Source organism: Ochrobactrum sp. AN78, assembly GCF_029909885.1.
GTDB lineage: Bacteria > Pseudomonadota > Alphaproteobacteria > Rhizobiales > Rhizobiaceae > Brucella > Brucella quorumnocens.
Genome location: NZ_JASAMU010000006.1, coordinates 154,939 through 169,289, shown reverse-complemented (window position 1 = coordinate 169,289; position 14,351 = coordinate 154,939). Strand labels below are relative to the sequence as shown.

The window sequence follows — 14,351 nt, the reverse complement described above, 5'->3', positions numbered from 1 at the left end:
CGAGATAGCGCTCTCGTCTGAATCAAATTGAGAAGCGCTTATCGTGAAATCTTAGCGTTTCGCCAGTTTGCTGCGTAGCGCTTTTGCGAACTGCCACAAGTGGGGATTGCCTTTAACTGTCGCGACGACTTTGTTACGGACTGATTGCAGTGCGGTGAAGGCTTTGCCTTTGGCCGTTAGAGGGATAATGGTGTCGAAGATGCTCGATTCAATATCGCACCATTCTCGCTTATAGGGCTCGTCGCCGATCCCAAAGCTATAGATGGTCAGGCCAGCGTCACAGCTTCTCTTGATGTCTTCATAGAACAGAAACTCCCCAGGGCTGGCAGTCATTAACTCGTCATCGGCTATCGCGCTGAATTCGACAGTCGGACCGAGTTTCGAACGGGTTTTGCCGATCAGCGAGCGGATTTTGCCGCCGACTTCAAGGACTTGCAGTTCGTATGCTGCGTGCAGGCTCCCAGTCGCGTTTCCGTAAAGCTCTTTGAAGAACGTTTGAATATGGGCATCGGCAAAAGGATCGTCGATCCCCATTTGCCGGAATCTATGTGCTTTGAGAGCAAAGAAAGCATTGAGTATCTCGTTCGTTTCTTCACGGGACTGGGGGGCATAAATTCGCCACCCGCCAGCCTCTTCATATCGACGGCCATGCTGACGATGTTTTTTGAGTTTTCGCTTGGCGTTGCTTCGCTCAAGGACTGCATCAAATCCGCTGATCAGAGACGCGGCAAGCACAGGATTGGGGTTCTCAATACTTTTCAGCTGCAACAAAGGGTTATCTTGGCCGGATAGAATGGGCAGTTGCCGCGTTAGCGAAAGCACATCGATATCTGGCCTAGCGATCCGAATGGTTGACACGAGCTGGCCGACGGATGCGTGTTCGACCGAACCGCCAAGCCAGGGGAAGTTACAGTTTGCATGGCTTCCGCCTGGATAACGCAACACGCGTGTGCCGTTTACGCTGACAGTCTCAAGTGGCAGCAACATAACCGGCGTATTGTCAGCAAACAGACCAGCAACCAGAGTGTCCGAATTGACATGCCTGCGCCAGCAGTCGATCCAGTCGAAAGTTTGTGCGTTGCCGTGCAATGCGCCCGGCTTTGACCAAAAAGCACGCAGTTGCGCGTAATCAACAATGAGGCGTGGCGTTAGATTGGCTTGGGCTTCATCAGTCACGTTTCGGTTGCCCCCGCAAATCACTCAACGACGTTTTGGGCGAGGAGGCTGAGCCATCCACCAGATGATACCCATAGCAGGCAACACCCAGAGAATACCGGTGAAGAAGAAATAAAGGAGATGCACCCATGCAGGTGAATTACCAAGCTGGGCCACAGCTATAATTGTCGCAAAAACTGCATAGACGATCACAAGAGCAACCAGCAGAAATGTGCCTATGAGTTTTTTCAGCCGAACGGGCATGTCTTTCTCCTCTATCCTGCTCTTCACTAGCTTGTGAGAACACGCAAAGGAAGTGAAAACGCGTCGGCATGTCGCGTGAACTTGGCTTGTAACCGCTTCTCCTATGCGGCATGTATCGGGCAGATGAACAGTCAGGGATAAAATGGCATGGCGGCAGTATCCGTTCGACATGAAGGGCAGAGCGCAGTGAGATCCGGCGAGGATAAAAATCGTCGGCTGATCCGCTATTGGCTCTATGCAGTTTTTGTCGTTCTGATCGCAATCGTCATGGTCGGTGGTGCAACGCGCATGACTGGCTCTGGTTTGTCGATTACTGAATGGAAACCGATCCACGGCGTCATTCCGCCGCTCAATCATGCCGAATGGCTGGAAGAATTCGATAAGTATCGCCAGATTCCGCAATATCAGCAGATCAATAAGGGCATGTCACTCGAAGCGTTCCAGTCCATCTTCTGGTGGGAGTGGGCGCATCGCATGCTTGCGCGATTTGTCGGCTTTCTGGTTGCAATTCCACTCGCCTTCTTCTGGCTGACCGGACGTCTGAACAGCGGCCTTAAATACCGGATGCTTGGCCTTCTGGCACTCGGCGGCTTTCAGGGCGCTATTGGCTGGTGGATGGTTGCATCGGGACTGAGCGAGCTTACCAGCGTCAGCCAGTATCGTCTTGCCATCCATTTGACGACGGCCTGCGTCATCATAACGGCCGTGTTCTATATCGCGCGAGGGCTCGTCACTTATACCGAGCGCCCGGCGGAACGGTCTATCCAGCGTTTCGCAGGCTGGTTGGTCTTTGCTGTGCTGGTGCAGATCTATCTTGGCGGTCTTGTCGCCGGGCTCCATGCAGGTCTTACGTACAATACCTGGCCGCTGATGGATGGCGCGATCATCCCGTCAGATTTGTTCATCCAGTCGCCTTGGTGGCGCAATTTGTTTGAAAATCCAAAGACCGTGCAGTTCGTACACCGCATGTTCGCCTACACAGTTCTGGTTCTAGCGGTCATTCACGCCGTGCAGGTTTGGAAAAATGCGGCAGCAACCACCCATGCCCGCCGTACAATCGTGTTGCTCGGCCTGATACTCGTACAGGCAGCGATAGGCATTGCCACACTTTTGATGAGTGTTCCTCTTGATCTCGGCCTGACGCACCAGTTCGTGGCGTTGATGGTGCTGGCTTTCGCCGTTGCACACTGGCGCGCAACAAAAGGCGCTTACAAAGAATAAGCAGTCTGACGCAGATGCCTTAGCGCGGAAGCTATCTTCAGCTCCCGCGCTTCATCGGCATCATTGCGGTCTTCGCGATGCCAAGCGGCTGAGAGACAGCCATAGGAAAATGCGAAATCGAGGACATAGGCAGGATCGCATCTGAGGATCGGCGCGAAATGCTCTGCCATGCGCTGAGCGCGTTCGAGATTGAGGCACAGATCATCGCGATCCAGCGGATTGTAGAAGATGTTGGCGGCATCAAATGCCGCATCCCCCATCAGCCCGTGGGGATCGATCACAAGCCAGCCGCGAGGTCCTCGCATGACATTCTCATGATGAATATCGCCGTGCAGCGGAATTGCTTCACGCGGCATTTCCAAAAGGCGCTTTGCAAGTTCCGTAGCCTCCGCATAAATTGGTTTGTGGCTTGCGACTGCAAAGAGGCCGGAAAAATGCTTGTTAAGTGGTTGCAAATCATCTGGAACAGGTGAGGCGGAAGGCTGATGCAATGCAGTCAGCACTTGCCCGAAAATAGCGAGACATTCTTCGTCTTTGCCACTTTTGAGTTGCTCATCGAGGTGGTAGCCGCCCGCATATTCGAGCAACATCGATGTTTCCTTGAGATCATAGAGCTTTGCAGCCCCATGACCGTCACGCCATGAAAGATAATGTGTGCCTCGCAGTTCCTCCATCCCAGCGGGCTTGAGCTGCTTGACAACAAAAACTTCGTCTGGAAAGTCATTGCGTTCGACTTTCCAGACCAGACTTGAATGTGTGTCCGCGAGCGGCACATAAGAACCGACATTCCATTCGGCGGGGAATATCGGCCTTTCCGTCATCAGGCTTTGCCGAGCATCAGATTCATATTCTGAACAGCGGCACCCGATGCGCCCTTGCCGAGATTGTCGAGCAGCGCTACGAGATTGACCTGATTGTCGCCTTCCGTTCCAAACACGAAAAGCTTCATGCCATCCTTGCCAGCAAGCTCTTCAGCATCGACGCGCGGCAGTTGACTGCTTTCCTCCAGCGAAACAACCTCAACGATATTCTGCCCAGCATAATGTTCGGTCAAAACCTTATGGATATCATTAAGCGACGGCGAGCCTTCAAGTTCGGTCACAAAGAGAGGAACCTGAACGATCATGCCTTGAGGGAAACGGCCGACGCTTGGGCTGAAGAGTGGGCGGCGATCCAGACGACCATGCAATTGCAGTTCAGCCACATGCTTGTGACGCAGCGGCAGGCCATAGAGGAAGTTGTTGGCCGCTAGATGCTCCGGATGGTTCTTATCTTCCATCTGCGCGATCATCTGTTTGCCGCCGCCTGTATAGCCGGAAACCGCGTTGACGCTGATTGGATAATCAGCCGCCAACAACCCGGCATCGCGCAAGGGGCGAACGAGGGCGATAGCGCCGGTCGGATAGCAGCCGGGATTAGCAACAAGGCGTGCTTCAGCAATCCGCTCACGCTGGCCTTTGGCGAGCTCCGCAAAGCCGTAGGCCCACTCTGAGTGCACTCGATGAGCAGTCGACGTATCGATTATCCGGGTCGAGTTGTGACCTTCGAGCAGCGAAACAGCCTCCTTGGAAGCGTCATCCGGCAGGCACAAGATCGCAATATCGGCAGAACGCAGATAGTCGGCACGCAAATCCTTGTTGCGACGCTCGGCTTCTGGAATGGAAATCACTTCAAGATCGTCGCGCTCGGCAAGGCGACTGCGAATTTGCAGACCAGTTGTGCCGTGTTCGCCGTCGATGAAGATTTTCGGTTTCATGCGCTTTGCCTTTAGATTTCAGAAAGTTACGCCATTATTCGGAAACAATTTTCGAGCTGCTTGAATCAATTTCTGAGCTGCAGCAAGGCTTAGTTTTCATCGTCGCGCTTTTTGCTCGGCCAGAAGTCCGAGATAATACATCGCAATGGTCGCTCCGGCTATTGCCGTTATATCGGCATGATCGTAAGCGGGTGCAACCTCAACAACATCTGCACCCACAAAATCAAGTTGTGTGAGCTTGCGAAGCACAGACAGCACCTTCGCTGAAGACGGGCCACCAGCAACTGGCGTGCCGGTTCCTGGTGCAAATGCCGGATCAAGACAATCAATGTCAAAAGTCAGATAGGTCTTCTTGCCAACAGTGCGTTTCAGAATCACGTCGGCAATTGCCTGCGCCGACATGTCCTCAACCTCGTGACCATAGATGATCTTGATTCCGCAATCTTCTGGCGCATGCGTCCGAATGCCGATCTGGATAGAATGTTCAGGATCGATAATTCCGTCACGCACGGCTCGAGCTACGAAAGAACCGTGGTCAATGCGCTTGCCATCATCAAACCAGGTATCCTGATGCGCGTCGAATTGAACCAGTGCAAGCGGGCCGTATTTTGCGGCATGGGCTTTGAGTAGTGGCCATGTCACAAAATGGTCCCCGCCAAGCGTTAGCAAAAACGCATCGGATTTGAGGATTTTTCCGGCTTCCCGCTCTATCGTTGCGGGCGTCTTATAATGATTGCCGTAATCAAGAAGACAGTCGCCGTAGTCGATCACGGCGAGGTTTTCGAATAGATCGCGCTCAAACGGATATTGTGGATCGTTGTCGAAAATCGCCGATGCGCGACGGATCGCCTGCGGACCGAAGCGCGCGCCGGGCCGGTTGGAAACCGCCGCATCAAACGGAATGCCCCAAACGACTGCTTCAGCACCCTTCAGCGACTTCGTATAAACACGCCGCATGAACGACAGCACACCCGCGTGGGTGGGGTCGGTGGCAGCGCTGGTCAGGCTGCGGGCGGTGACAGCATGGTCGATGGTTTTTGAGGGCATGGCTGGCTCCCGAATAGTTTCACAACTCTCATAGCGCTTCACGAAGCAAATTGGGAGATTGCTTTATGTGGTTTTTGCGTCAAAACCATAAGCGCGTTCTACCCGGGCGATGCGAACGCGATAAGTTTCATACCATTGCTGGCGACCGAGTTTTTGCGCCACGAGATGATCAACGTCGCGCTTCCATGCCCGGATGCTCTCTTCGTCTGCCCAGAACGAATTGGTGATGCCGAAGCCTTCCGTATCGCGTGCACTTTCAACCCCAATATAACCGGGTTGTTTTGAGGCCAGTTCCGCCATGCTTTGTGCCATTTCGCAATAGCCATCATCAGCGCCAAACCGTTGCGATGAAAATGTGACTACGAAGTAGGGCGGTTGTGGTGTGTTGGCAAAACATTCAGTCGTAGACATAGGCGTGCTCCACCTTCGAAGAATCGTGGACTTCACTCTTCATGAATGCTGTCGACGGGGCTTGCAACTGCGACTACAGCATCAGCCCAAAAATCGGAATCTATTTTTGGAAAGCTCGATGGGTGGCTTCAATAGCCTAGAGCGCTGCTCAACATCTCAGGGTGCAAAATTGCGCGGGCGATAAACCGCGATTGTGAGAACACGGAGCGTGTTGGCAAATACCTCTCTTTCAAAGAGGGTTTTATGAGAAAAGTAATATTTCCAATTTCAATCGCGCTTGTTTGTTCTGCCGCGCTGTCTGGCTGTGTGACTGACCAGCGTGCGGCCCGCTATCAATTGGAGCAGCAGAATGTGGGCGCGCTCAACTGGATGCAACAATCTGGCGAATACGAGGCGCTTGCCTATCAGGCCTTTAACAGTGCGCGCAAAGCGTTCGACACGGCGAAGGTTCGCAAAGGATACCGTAAAGCGGTGATCGTCGATCTTGATGAAACGATGATCGATAATTCGGCTTATGCCGGATGGCGTATCCAGCATAATGTGCCTTACACAGAGAAAACTTGGGCGCGCTGGATGGCTGCCGAACAGGCCCGATCTATTCCGGGTGCTGTCGATTTCGCACGTCATGTGAATTCGCATGGAGGCACCATGTTCTATGTCACGAACCGCGATGCCAAATCATTTGAACATACAGCGGCCAACATCAGGAAGCTCGGCTTTCCCGGTGTATCAACGAAGACACTGCTTCTGAACAGTGGCCAATCAAACAAGCAGGCGCGTTTTGATACCATTAAAGCGGCCGGCTTTGATGCGGTGGTCTATGTTGGTGATAATCTCAATGATTTCGGAGGTGTCACGTATCACAAGAACAACCAGCAGCGACGCGCTTTCGTTGCAGCCAATCAAGCGGCCTTTGGAACTAAGTTTTTCATGCTTCCAAATCCAAGCTATGGCGATTGGATTTCCGGCATGGCGCCGGAATATTACAAACAGTCTGTCGAGAAACAGTTGCAGATCAGCCGGGAAGCCATTCGTGCCTGGGCAGGTTGAAACAGTCCAGACATTGCGAAAACAAAAAAGCGGACCCGAAGGTCCGCTTTCTGTAATTCCAAAGCGATAAATATTAGCGCTTGGAGAACTGGAAAGAACGGCGAGCCTTTGCCTTACCGTACTTCTTACGTTCAACAACGCGGCTATCGCGAGTAAGGAAGCCACCCTTCTTGAGAACCGTGCGAAGGCCTGGTTCGTAGTAGGTGAGTGCCTTGGAGATGCCGTGGCGAACTGCACCGGCCTGACCGGAAAGACCGCCGCCAACAACAGTCGCAACAACATCGAACTGACCAGCGCGGTTCGACGCAACGATTGGCTGCTGCAGGATCATCTGCAGAACCGGACGTGCGAAATACGCAGCGAATTCTTTGCCGTTGACGGTGATCTTGCCGGAACCTGGCTTGACCCAAACGCGAGCAATCGCGTCTTTACGCTTGCCGGTCGCATAAGCGCGGCCCTGAGCGTCGATCTTCTGAACGTGAACCGGAGCGGCCTGTTCAGCGGCTACGCTGCCGAGTTCTTCGAGCGAGTTGAGCTGCTCAGCCATGATTATGCATTCCCTTTGTTCTTGCGGTTCAGCGCGCCAACGTCCAGAGTTTCTGGCTGCTGAGCTTCATGCTGATGTTCTGCACCTGCATAAACGCGCAGGTTCTTCATCTGACGACGGCCAAGCGGGCCACGTGGGATCATACGCTCGATAGCCTTTTCAAGAACGCGTTCTGGGAAACGGCCTTCGAGAATCTGGCGAGCAGTACGCTCCTTGATGCCACCTGGATGGCCAGTGTGCCAGTAGTAAACCTTGTCGGTGTACTTCTTACCGGTCAGAACAACCTTATCGGCATTGATGATGATGACATTGTCGCCATCGTCAACGTGTGGGGTGAAGGTTGCTTTGTGCTTACCGCGCAGGCGATTGGCGACGAGGGATGCGAGACGACCGACGACGAGACCTTCTGCGTCGATCAGAATCCACTTCTTCACCACTTCGGCTGGCTTCTGAGAAAAAGTTGCCATTGAAGTCTTCCTTGACTTAATCCCAGATCTTACGATCCAGGCTTTTCTTGTTGCTTGTGTTAGTCACGCCAATTGTAACGACGGCCAACCTTAAGGACGTTTGAAAGCGAGCTTCCTAACGCACTAGGCGGGTCGATACACAAACTCAAGAAGGTCGTCAAGCGCTGTTTTTACGACTGTTATTTAAAAATACAATAAAAACAACCACTTATGAATGAGGTATTATAATACCGTATTTTTTAATGCGGTGGAATGGAATAAGTCGCTGTTGCGTGGGCGATCAGCTCGTTTCGCTCATCACTGGTCAGACTTATATCCAGTACGGCCAAACGCTTTCCGAGCTTGAGAATCCTTGCCAACGCCTTCACCGTCCCCGGCGTGGCTTTGCGCAGGAAATTGATATTGAGATTTGTAGTCACAGCAAGCGCGACTGGTCCTATATGACCAAGAATTACTGCATAAGCTGCCACGTCTGCAAGTGCGAAAAGGGAAGGACCCGAAACAGTGCCGCCGGGTCGCAAGTGCTGAGCATCGGCGCGAAGATGCATTGTCGCGACGCCGTCCTCGATAGAGACAATCTCAAAACTGTCGTCAAGTTGCGGAAACTCGCGCTTCATGAAGAGGCGTAAATCGTCAATATTCATGACTGGGCTCAAGGCCGTATGGTGTGCAGTGTTGATATTCATTTCCTCTCCCTATCTTTAAGAACTAACGGGAGTAAGGCCGATCTTGCAAGCATGTGTTGCGATATGCCACCAATAAAGTCGAAATTTGCGGAGGAGGAACCAAATGCAGACACCTTCAGACAATCAAATTCGCGAAATTCTTCAGTCTGTCAAAACGATTGCGTTGCTTGGTGCGTCGCCCAAGCCTGAGCGCCCAAGCAACGGCGTCATGAAGTTTCTGCTTGATCGGGGATACCATGTCATTCCCGTTAATCCGGGGCAGGTGGGAAAAAGTATCCACGGACAGCAAGTAGTGGCCAATCTCGCCGATATTGATGAGCTGATCGATATGGTGGATGTTTTCCGAGCATCTTATTCGCTTCCGGGCATTGTAGATGAAATTCTCGCTATGAAGCAGCGGCCAGCGGTTCTTTGGACACAGCTCGATGTGGTGCATGAAGAAGCAACAAAGAAGGCTGCAGATGCTGGTTTGAAAGTGATAATGGATCGCTGCCCAGCTATCGAATACCCGCGGCTGATTGGCCGATCGTAAGCCACGGAATTATTTTCTTTAATTGTATCGTTTAGCGCAAATTCCTCCTTTGCTTTCTTTGTGGCACAGCCTAACGTCCACTCGAATTAATTGGCATAGACTGTCAGGAGGAACTTATGTCTAAACGCTCACCCGGCATCGAAACACTAGCAGTCCATGCGGGCGCAAAACCCGATCCGACGACGGGTGCACGTGCGACGCCGATCTATCAGACAACGTCTTTCGTGTTCGATGATGCCGATCACGCTGCCTCGCTGTTTGGCTTGCAGGCTTTTGGCAACATTTATACGCGCATCACCAACCCGACTACCGCTGTTTTAGAGGAGCGCATTGCTGCTCTCGAAGGAGGCACGGCTGCAGTTGCCACGGCTTCGGGACATGCCGCTCAGCTGTTGGTATTCCATGCGCTGCTGCAGCCGGGCGATAATTTTGTTGCTGCACGCCAGCTTTATGGCGGTTCGATCAACCAGTTTGGCCAGTCTTTCAAATCCTTCGGTTGGCAGGTTCGTTGGGCGGATGCAACCAATCCTGCGGATTTCGCTAAGCAGATTGATGATCGCACACGCGCAATCTTCATTGAGAGTTTTGCCAATCCGGGCGGTATCGTTGTTGATATAGAGGCGATTGCCGAAATCGCTCACAAATACGGTCTGCCGCTGATCGTCGATAATACGCTGGCATCGCCTTATCTCGTACGTCCGATTGAGCACGGTGCGGATATTGTTGTGCATTCGCTGACCAAATTCATCGGCGGGCATGGCAATTCAATGGGTGGTATTCTGATAGATGCTGGAACATTCGATTGGGCCAAGTCCGGAAACTATCCGCTTCTGACCGAACCGCGTCCAGACTATGCCGGTCTCGAACTGCACAAGACATTCGGCAACATTTCTTTTGCCATTGCTGCGCGCGTGCTTGGCCTGCGCGATTTCGGCCCAGCCATTTCGCCATTCAATGCGTTCCAGATTCTGACAGGCGTTGAAACGCTGCCACTGCGTATGCAGCGCCATGTGGACAACGCATTGAAGGTCGCGTCATGGCTGCATGGACATGAGAAAGTATCCTGGGTGAATTATGCCGGGCTTCCTCATGACAAGTATCATGCGCTTCAGCAGAAATACTCGCCGAAGGGCGCAGGCTCTGTTTTCACCTTTGGCCTGAAAAGCGGCTATGAAGCGGGCGTCAAGTTTGTCGATAGCCTCGAACTGTTCTCGCTGTTGGCCAATATTGGCGATACCCGTTCGCTGGTTATTCACCCGGCATCGACGACGCATCGTCAGCTGACCGATGAGCAGAAGGTTGCGGCGGGTGCAGGCCCGGATGTCGTTCGTCTGTCCATCGGCATCGAAAATGCTGATGATATTGTAGCTGATATCGAACAGGCGCTTGCTAAGGTCTGATGTTATGAGCCTGCTTGTTGATTTCGAACTGACTGACGTTGAGCCGGAGGAGGGCGCACCTTTACCAGAGCGTGTCCTGTCGGGTGATCCGCGCTCCCGCACATGGAACCTCGAAGAGACTGCCGATGGCAAGCTCTTCGCAGGCATATGGGAAAGCTCGCCGGGAAAATGGCGTGTTGAATATGATGAATGGGAGTTTTGTCACATTCTCGCTGGTCATTCGGTCTTGACGGAAGAGGGTGGTGAAGCGCGCGCGCTTAAAGCGGGCGATAGCTTTGTCATTCGCCCCGGCTTCAAGGGCACCTGGGAAGTGATCGAAACCACGCGCAAGGAATATGTGATCCGGCTTTAAAGCCGGCGTCGCTATTGTTGGAAGCTAAAAGGCCCGGTCGCTATGACCGGGCCTTTTTCTTATGCGCCGTATGGCACCCAGATATTTTTGACCTGGACAGCCCTGCGCAAGTAATCGCGCCCTTGTGCTTCGCTGGTGTTGATCCAGTTCGGCACACGGCCATTGCTGACCCATGTGGCCTTGAGATTTCCGGCAGAAGCCTTCTCGACCATGGCGCTGCCTTCCTTAGAACCGAAGTACCAAAGGGCTGCCACTTCATCATGCTCAGCCAGTGTCTTGGCCAAGACATCTCGTTCGCCCGTGACGATGTTGATAACGCCGCCAGGCACATCAGACGTATCAAGCACCTGATAGAAATCACCGGCGATCAATGGGTGTCTGCTTGAAGGCACGACCACAGCGCGGTTGCCCACGGCAATGGCAGGCAGAACCAGCGATACAAGCGAGAGCAGCGGTGCTTCATCCGGGCAGACAATGCCCATCACGCCCCAAGGTTCATTCATGGCGAGTGTCACATGACGCGACTTTGTCGAATGCACCGCGCCGTCGAACTTGTCAGCCTGTGCAGCGTAATAAAAAATGCGGCGCAGTGATGCTTCGACTTCTTCGGTAGCTTTCTTTTCGCTGACGCCAGTGCTCTCAACGAGGCGAGCCACAAATTCGTCGCGGCGTGCATCGAGATTTTCGCCCAGATAATAAAGCACCTGCGCCCGGTTATGGGCGGTGGCGCTGCCCCAGCTTGATGCTTTAGCCGCAGCTTCAACCGCATTACGGATGTCCTTGCGGTTGCTGATGCCAGCCTGACCGATGACCGCTCCGCCTTTGCCAGTGACCGAATAGCTGTAACCACCGTCCGGACGTGCCTGCTTACCGCCAATATAGTTTTTCATCGTGCGATCGATGCCGTCGATGATGATCTTGTCGTCGCCGGATGGTGAGGCGGAAGGTACGAAGTTTTCGATAGCCTTGGGAGCGTCGAGGGTTTTTTCCCAATCGGCTGAAAGATATTCATACAAGCCTTCGCGTGCACCCTCACGGCCGTAGCCGCTTTCGCGATAACCGCCAAAGCCTGCACCCGCATCAAGCATGTTGGTGCAATTGATCCAGACAACACCGGCTTTCACGCGGGCTGCGAGGTCAAGCGCAACATTGATGTTCTCTGACCAAATGGATGCGGCAAGACCGTAACGCGTATTGTTGGCGAGTGCCACAGCCTCATCCGGCGTACGGAATGTTGTGGCGGCGGCGATTGGTCCGAAGATTTCCACCTGGCAGACCGTTGCCGCCTGATCGACCTCAGTGAAAAAACCGGGCGCAATGTAATTACCCTTGGCAGGCAGCGGATTGGGTGTCTGCCAGAGTTGGCCACCTTCATCGATACCTTTCTGGATCAGATCGGATATGCGTTTCACCTGAGTAGGCGAGACAATGGCACCAACGTCGGTGGATTTGTCGAGCGGATCGCCGACGCGCAGGCTTTCAAGCCGCTTTTTCAGCTTGGCATAGAACCGATCTGCAATGCCTTCCTGCACCAGAAGACGTGAACCCGCGCAGCAGACTTCGCCCTGGTTAAACCAGATGGCGTCGACGACACCTTCAACAGCGGCATCGAGATCAGCATCTTCAAATACGATGAAAGGCGACTTGCCACCAAGCTCAAGAGAGAGCTTCTTGCCAGAACCTGCAATTTGCTCGCGGATGATGCGACCCACTTGTGTTGATCCGGTAAAAGCAACCTTGTCGACGCCGTCATGACCGCAGACGCTCGCACCCGTTGTGCCATCGCCCTGTACGATATTGACTACACCGGCAGGCAGGCCAACTTCGTGGCAGATTTCTGCAAAGGCAATAGCGGTCAGTGGTGTGAGATCAGCAGGCTTCAAGACAACTGTATTTCCCGCAGCCAAGGCCGGTGCGATCTTCCACGCCAGCATCAACAATGGGAAGTTCCAAGGGATCACCTGACCACAAACGCCAACCGGCGAGAAGCCCTTGAACTCATCTTCAACCATCTCCGCCCAACCGGCATGATGGTAGAAATGACGAACTGCCAGCGGAATATCGATGTCGCGGGTTTCACGCAGCGGTTTGCCATTATCCATGGTTTCCAGAACCGAGAGGAAGCGTTCACGCTTCTGGATATGGCGGGCAATTGCATAAAGGTATTTAGCACGTTCATGGCCCGATAGTTTCGACCATTTGCCAAATGCACCACGCGCGGCTTTCACCGCCTGATCAACGTCTTCCTGCGTTCCAAGCGTGATCTCGGCAAGCTTGTCACCATTAGCAGGGTTAGCCACGGCAATGGTTTTACGGCCTTCCGGTTTGATGAAAGTGCCGTTGATATAATGGCCGAAAGATTGGCCATGCTGCTCCAGCCACTGCTTCACATCACCGTTTGCTTCGGGGGAAGGTCCATATACCATGGTCTTCAGAATGTCCTTGATGGGTCGCATTTCAAATTTTCCTTACGCAGCAGCGTGACGATTGGCGCTCGAATAGCGTCCGGTCACGAAGTGCTCTAATTGCCGTTCGATATCGCCAAGCATGGATGAGGCGCCTAAGCGGAAGAGATCTGGTTCGAGCCAACGATTACCGAGTTCTTCTTTCATGAGCGTGAGCCACGCGAGAGCGTCCTTGGCGGTCTTGAGGCCACCAGCTGGCTTGAAGCCGACGATCTGACCGGACAATTCGCCATAATCGCGCAGCGCCCGTACCATTGTCAGGCTGACGGGCAGCGTCGCGTTGACATCTTCCTTGCCGGTCGAGGTCTTGATGAAATCAGAACCGGCCTGCATCGCAACCATCGACGCGCGATAAACATTGGTGAGCGTGTTGAGATCACCGGTTGCGAGAATGGCCTTCATATGCGCCTCGCCACAGGCTTCGCGCATGGCGGCAATTTCGTCATAAAGCGCGGACCAGTTTTGTGTCAGCACATGCTCGCGGGTAATGACGATGTCGATTTCGTGGGCACCCTGCTCAACCGCATAGGTGATTTCTGCAAGGCGCAATGGCAAAGGTGTCAGGCCTGCCGGAAAACCTGTTGCCACAGAGGCTACGGGAATGCCGGAGCCTTCCAGTGCTTTGACTGCATGGGATACCATGGTCGGATAAACACAGACTGCGCCGGTGGTTATGCCTGCATCGAGAAGGCCGAGGGCTTCCAGAATATCATCACGCACAGGACGGCGCGCTTTGGCGCAAAGTCTGCGCACACGCCCGGCAGTGTCGTCACCGGCGAGCGTCGTCAGGTCGATGCACTGGATTGCACGGATGAGCCATGCTGCCTGATATTCTTTCTTGATCGAACGACGTGCAGGCAGCGTTGCAGCGCGACGTTCCGAGGCGCTGCGGTTCACGACAACATCTTCAAACCATTCAGGCTTGAGCGGTGTGCCATTATTGCGGGGAAGGGCTTCGGTCATTGTATTGTCCGTCTGTGAGGTTTGTTGACGTTCAA

16 protein-coding genes are annotated in these 14,351 nt (G+C 53.4%); 5 read left to right on the top strand and 11 right to left on the bottom strand.

Going from position 1 to position 14,351, the window contains the following annotated elements:
• Positions 1-51: 51 nt before the first annotated feature.
• Together QBD00_RS13325 and QBD00_RS13320 are read right to left on the bottom strand one after the other, a co-directional pair.
• The gene (locus tag QBD00_RS13325; RefSeq protein ID WP_318579741.1) at positions 52-987 is read right to left on the bottom strand and encodes a GNAT family N-acetyltransferase; all 936 of its coding nucleotides are present in this window, start codon (positions 985-987) and stop codon (positions 52-54) included.
• A gap of 213 nt (positions 988-1,200) precedes the next feature.
• Entirely contained in the window at positions 1,201-1,419 is a 219-nt protein-coding gene (locus tag QBD00_RS13320; protein ID WP_024897446.1) for a DUF2842 domain-containing protein, read from the bottom strand.
• A gap of 147 nt (positions 1,420-1,566) precedes the next feature.
• On the opposite strand from QBD00_RS13320, the gene QBD00_RS13315 reads away from it, so the two are divergent.
• The gene (locus QBD00_RS13315) at positions 1,567-2,640 is read left to right on the top strand and encodes a COX15/CtaA family protein (RefSeq protein ID WP_318579740.1); all 1,074 of its coding nucleotides are present in this window, start codon (positions 1,567-1,569) and stop codon (positions 2,638-2,640) included.
• Here QBD00_RS13315 and QBD00_RS13310 read toward each other — a convergent pair.
• The 4 genes from QBD00_RS13310 to QBD00_RS13295 form a co-directional block, all read right to left on the bottom strand.
• Entirely contained in the window at positions 2,628-3,461 is an 834-nt protein-coding gene (locus QBD00_RS13310) for an aminoglycoside phosphotransferase family protein (RefSeq protein WP_318579739.1), read from the bottom strand. The two genes, QBD00_RS13315 and QBD00_RS13310, sit on opposite strands and share 13 nt — an antisense overlap.
• A complete protein-coding gene (gene argC / locus QBD00_RS13305; RefSeq protein ID WP_318579738.1) occupies positions 3,461-4,396 on the bottom strand; it encodes an N-acetyl-gamma-glutamyl-phosphate reductase in 936 nt (311 codons plus the stop codon). The genes QBD00_RS13310 and argC overlap by 1 nt, the downstream gene beginning before the upstream one ends.
• 96 nt (positions 4,397-4,492) lie before the next feature.
• Positions 4,493-5,443: an agmatinase gene (speB, locus tag QBD00_RS13300; protein ID WP_318579737.1), complete on the bottom strand. Its 951-nt coding sequence runs from the start codon at positions 5,441-5,443 to the stop codon at positions 4,493-4,495.
• Positions 5,444-5,506: 63 nt separating this feature from the next.
• On the bottom strand, positions 5,507-5,854 hold the full coding sequence (locus tag QBD00_RS13295; RefSeq protein WP_191793816.1) for an antibiotic biosynthesis monooxygenase family protein: 348 nt from the start codon (positions 5,852-5,854) through the stop codon (positions 5,507-5,509).
• A gap of 243 nt (positions 5,855-6,097) precedes the next feature.
• On the opposite strand from QBD00_RS13295, the gene QBD00_RS13290 reads away from it, so the two are divergent.
• Positions 6,098-6,904 carry a 5'-nucleotidase, lipoprotein e(P4) family gene (locus QBD00_RS13290; RefSeq protein ID WP_318579736.1) on the top strand — a complete coding sequence of 269 codons (807 nt, stop codon included), beginning with the start codon at positions 6,098-6,100 and terminating at the stop codon, positions 6,902-6,904.
• A 73-nt stretch (positions 6,905-6,977) separates the two neighbouring features.
• Here the strand turns inward: QBD00_RS13290 and rpsI are convergent, their stop codons facing one another.
• The 3 genes from rpsI to QBD00_RS13275 form a co-directional block, all read right to left on the bottom strand.
• A complete protein-coding gene (rpsI, locus tag QBD00_RS13285) occupies positions 6,978-7,451 on the bottom strand; it encodes a 30S ribosomal protein S9 (RefSeq protein ID WP_064320455.1) in 474 nt (157 codons plus the stop codon).
• A 2-nt stretch (positions 7,452-7,453) separates the two neighbouring features.
• A complete protein-coding gene (gene rplM / locus QBD00_RS13280) occupies positions 7,454-7,918 on the bottom strand; it encodes a 50S ribosomal protein L13 (protein ID WP_095446418.1) in 465 nt (154 codons plus the stop codon).
• Positions 7,919-8,157: 239 nt separating this feature from the next.
• Positions 8,158-8,604, bottom strand: a complete 447-nt coding sequence (locus QBD00_RS13275; RefSeq protein WP_318579735.1) for a PaaI family thioesterase — start codon at positions 8,602-8,604, stop codon at positions 8,158-8,160.
• A gap of 103 nt (positions 8,605-8,707) precedes the next feature.
• Here QBD00_RS13275 and QBD00_RS13270 point away from each other — a divergent pair, with 103 nt between their 5' ends.
• The 3 genes from QBD00_RS13270 (at position 8,708) to QBD00_RS13260 (ending at position 10,888) form a co-directional block, all read left to right on the top strand.
• Positions 8,708-9,136: a CoA-binding protein gene (locus QBD00_RS13270; protein WP_318579734.1), complete on the top strand. Its 429-nt coding sequence runs from the start codon at positions 8,708-8,710 to the stop codon at positions 9,134-9,136.
• A 116-nt stretch (positions 9,137-9,252) separates the two neighbouring features.
• Entirely contained in the window at positions 9,253-10,536 is a 1,284-nt protein-coding gene (locus tag QBD00_RS13265) for an O-acetylhomoserine aminocarboxypropyltransferase (RefSeq protein ID WP_318579733.1), read from the top strand.
• A 4-nt stretch (positions 10,537-10,540) separates the two neighbouring features.
• Complete coding sequence (locus QBD00_RS13260) at positions 10,541-10,888, top strand: cupin domain-containing protein (protein WP_264232474.1); 348 nt, start codon at positions 10,541-10,543, stop codon at positions 10,886-10,888.
• 59 nt (positions 10,889-10,947) lie between these two features.
• On the opposite strand, the gene QBD00_RS13255 is transcribed toward QBD00_RS13260, so the two are convergent.
• Complete coding sequence (locus QBD00_RS13255) at positions 10,948-13,344, bottom strand: aldehyde dehydrogenase family protein (RefSeq protein WP_318579732.1); 2,397 nt, start codon at positions 13,342-13,344, stop codon at positions 10,948-10,950.
• 12 nt (positions 13,345-13,356) lie between these two features.
• On the bottom strand, positions 13,357-14,316 hold the full coding sequence (deoC, locus tag QBD00_RS13250; RefSeq protein ID WP_095446423.1) for a deoxyribose-phosphate aldolase: 960 nt from the start codon (positions 14,314-14,316) through the stop codon (positions 13,357-13,359).
• Positions 14,317-14,351: the final 35 nt, after the last annotated feature.

Coding starts and splice junctions, on each gene's coding strand:
- QBD00_RS13265 (WP_318579733.1), top strand. CDS start 9,253: ATGTCTAAACGCTCACCCGGCATCGAAACACTAGCAGTCCATGCGGGC.
- QBD00_RS13295 (WP_191793816.1), bottom strand. CDS start 5,854: ATGTCTACGACTGAATGTTTTGCCAACACACCACAACCGCCCTACTTC.
- QBD00_RS13325 (WP_318579741.1), bottom strand. CDS start 987: ATGTTGCTGCCACTTGAGACTGTCAGCGTAAACGGCACACGCGTGTTG.
- rplM (WP_095446418.1), bottom strand. CDS start 7,918: ATGGCAACTTTTTCTCAGAAGCCAGCCGAAGTGGTGAAGAAGTGGATT.
- QBD00_RS13315 (WP_318579740.1), top strand. CDS start 1,567: ATGGCGGCAGTATCCGTTCGACATGAAGGGCAGAGCGCAGTGAGATCC.
- QBD00_RS13320 (WP_024897446.1), bottom strand. CDS start 1,419: ATGCCCGTTCGGCTGAAAAAACTCATAGGCACATTTCTGCTGGTTGCT.
- deoC (WP_095446423.1), bottom strand. CDS start 14,316: ATGACCGAAGCCCTTCCCCGCAATAATGGCACACCGCTCAAGCCTGAA.
- QBD00_RS13275 (WP_318579735.1), bottom strand. CDS start 8,604: ATGAATATCAACACTGCACACCATACGGCCTTGAGCCCAGTCATGAAT.
- QBD00_RS13290 (WP_318579736.1), top strand. CDS start 6,098: ATGAGAAAAGTAATATTTCCAATTTCAATCGCGCTTGTTTGTTCTGCC.
- QBD00_RS13310 (WP_318579739.1), bottom strand. CDS start 3,461: ATGACGGAAAGGCCGATATTCCCCGCCGAATGGAATGTCGGTTCTTAT.
- speB (WP_318579737.1), bottom strand. CDS start 5,443: ATGCCCTCAAAAACCATCGACCATGCTGTCACCGCCCGCAGCCTGACC.
- QBD00_RS13270 (WP_318579734.1), top strand. CDS start 8,708: ATGCAGACACCTTCAGACAATCAAATTCGCGAAATTCTTCAGTCTGTC.
- QBD00_RS13255 (WP_318579732.1), bottom strand. CDS start 13,344: ATGCGACCCATCAAGGACATTCTGAAGACCATGGTATATGGACCTTCC.
- rpsI (WP_064320455.1), bottom strand. CDS start 7,451: ATGGCTGAGCAGCTCAACTCGCTCGAAGAACTCGGCAGCGTAGCCGCT.
- QBD00_RS13260 (WP_264232474.1), top strand. CDS start 10,541: ATGAGCCTGCTTGTTGATTTCGAACTGACTGACGTTGAGCCGGAGGAG.
- argC (WP_318579738.1), bottom strand. CDS start 4,396: ATGAAACCGAAAATCTTCATCGACGGCGAACACGGCACAACTGGTCTG.